Genomic DNA, 2439 nt, shown 5'->3' on the forward strand with positions numbered 1-2439 from the left:
GGGCAAACAATCATAGAACTTTAATTTATTATTTTTAACAGCTATTATCTAGTTTCAGATAATGTGACGATCATACACTTCCCGATCGGGCAAGTGTAGGCTTAATGCACCTCTTAAGGCTACCAGAACTTCTTTAGCCTTTGGAGACGCTGCGCGAACGAGGTACTATTAGTTATAGAACTATCAATAACTGGATTTCCTCATGGCGCGTTTTCTTGCCAGGAAAACGTACTGCCCCACTTTTAATAGACTTGATTGAAGTTACTGTTTGGTTATTTTTGCTGCTATCTAATCCAGCAACCTTCTCGCTGATTAGACTACAGTAGACTTGGGCTATTTTCGGTTAAAATTGGAATTAATTCCTGTCCCGCATCCAACCACCGCTCCCCTATCTGAGGAGACCTGGGATTGGTGCGGGTTTTAGCTAGAGTGGGAGCATCGAAGGCAAAAGGCTACCAAGCAAAAGGCTACCAGGCAAGTCACCCTAATGAATTATCAAAATCCATAAAAATATAACATATATCCCCTAAAACTATAATAGTTTCTCAGTAACCGGATACAATTGTTTCGCACTTCATCGTTCACACTTGACACTTCCGCCCTTGTCAATGTTTCAAATCTTGACCTGCTGATTCATCTAGAAGCCACCAAAGTTCTCCTTGGGGCTGGATCAACCGAGCTGGATAAGTTTGTGGATCAGCTTCGGGGGCAAATATTTGAGCTAAGGCTGCTCTTTTACCAGCACCAGCAACCAGAAACATAACGCAGTTGGCATGGTTAATCAAGCTCGACGTAAAGGTGATTCGTGCTTGGCCATCTTTGTTGCCAACTGTAACGAGTCGGTCTTTTACTTGCAGAGCCTCTGTATGGGGGAATAGGGAGGCAGTATGGCCATCATCACCAATGCCTAACAAAATTACATCAAAGCCAGGAAACTCTCCTACTGGTATGCCAAAAAACTCATACAGTTGAGCTTGATGTTTATCCGCATCAGCAGCGGGGCTAGAGCCGTCGGTGGGCATCGGGTGAATGTTAGCCTCTGGTATATCGACTTTGTCTAACCAGGCCAGACGAGCCATCCTTTGATTACTATCCGGGTGGTCGGGACTTACATAGCGTTCATCACCCCAAAACACATGAATGTTATGCCAGGCAAGGTCAAAGCTAGCGATCGCTTCGTACAAAGGCGCTGGGGTGCTACCGCCAGCAAGGGCAATGGTACAACGACCGTTAGCCTGGATTGCTCCTTCGATTTTACTGAGGACAACATCAACAGCTCGCCTAATCAAAGCTTCTTTATCCGGTACAACTTCAACCACTTTGTTCATAAAACCTGTCTGCCGAGGAACACTACATCCACAAGACTACCGTTAATCAGCGATTGTGCGTACGCTTTACCTGATTAAGGCAGAATACCAGAAATTATCCTAACACCTTGATTAATGGTTAATGGTTAATGGTTAATGGTTAATGGTTAATGGTTAATGGTTAATGGTTAATGGTTAATGGCCTGCGGCTCGTAACGCTCACCTAAAAGGTAGAGCGCAGGACTTCCCATCTAGAACGTAACACCAGCAACGGATGTTGGAGTTAGGATTCTCGATTGCCATAGGTTAATATGGGCAAAGCGCCATGGTTGGCTCTCGTGCTCTTCTATTTTTCAACTTTACTGAGTACCCCAAAAACTAGTAAGCCAGTAAGTTTAGGAAGGATTACTCAGTAAATTCCCCAAGTCGATGATTAAGTTAATCTAATAATCGCGCTTCATAGCCCATGAATACTAATTCTGTTTATTCGTCGTTTACTGCTCTGACTCTTAAAGTTGTCGGGCTGATAATGATCGTTTCTTCCCTTTTGGATTACATCATTTTGGCAATTCCCCCACAGGGAGCTAACCTGTTAAAGCCAGAGTGGCAGTTGAACTTTGCTACCCAAGTTGTTGACCGAGGTATTATCCCTATGGTCGGCATTGGGTTTTTATTTGCTGGATATTGGATTGCTCAAAGTGCTGCTACCGCTACTACAGAGCCAAAATCTTCGGTTCAAGATCTCCGATTTTGGGTGCTGTGTCTCTCTAGTTTTCTAGGGTTGGTCTTTCTGCTAATGGTACCCCTGCATCTCAATAACCTTCGTTTGCAAAGTTCCCAGGCTCTAGAACAAATTAACCAAAGAGCTAAGAGCGCCGAAGTTCAACTGGAAAACCGCACTCAGCAAGTCACTGAACTTCTCAAAAGTCCTCAAGGTATAGCCCAGGTAGAAAAGAGACTCGCCGATTTAGACGCAGCCATTAAAAGTGGTAGGATTCCAGCACAACAGCTTGAGCAAGCCAAAGCTCAGGCTAACAGAGTTAGACAACAATTGCAGGCAATTAAGGAAAACCCTGATGTCCTCAATCAAGAAGTAGAGCAGAATATTAACCAAATCCGTAGTCAGAAACTT

2 protein-coding genes are annotated in these 2439 nt (G+C 44.0%); one reads left to right on the forward strand and one right to left on the reverse strand.

Annotated elements, in window-relative coordinates; all coding sequences use genetic code 11:
• Positions 1-605: 605 nt before the first annotated feature.
• The gene (pgl, locus tag F6K49_RS41450) at positions 606-1328 is read right to left on the reverse strand and encodes a 6-phosphogluconolactonase (protein WP_293106961.1); all 723 of its coding nucleotides are present in this window, start codon (positions 1326-1328) and stop codon (positions 606-608) included.
• 445 nt (positions 1329-1773) lie between these two features.
• On the opposite strand from pgl, the gene F6K49_RS41455 reads away from it, so the two are divergent.
• Positions 1774-2439 (forward strand): HpsJ family protein (locus F6K49_RS41455; RefSeq protein WP_293106964.1); only part of this gene is annotated, 666 nt, incomplete at its 3' end.

It is taken from the genome of Moorena sp. SIO3I6 (genome assembly GCF_010672095.1).

Excerpts from the sequence above, each read along its gene's own strand:
- pgl (WP_293106961.1), bottom strand. The coding sequence starts at position 1,328 with ATGAACAAAGTGGTTGAAGTTGTACCGGATAAAGAAGCTTTGATTAGG.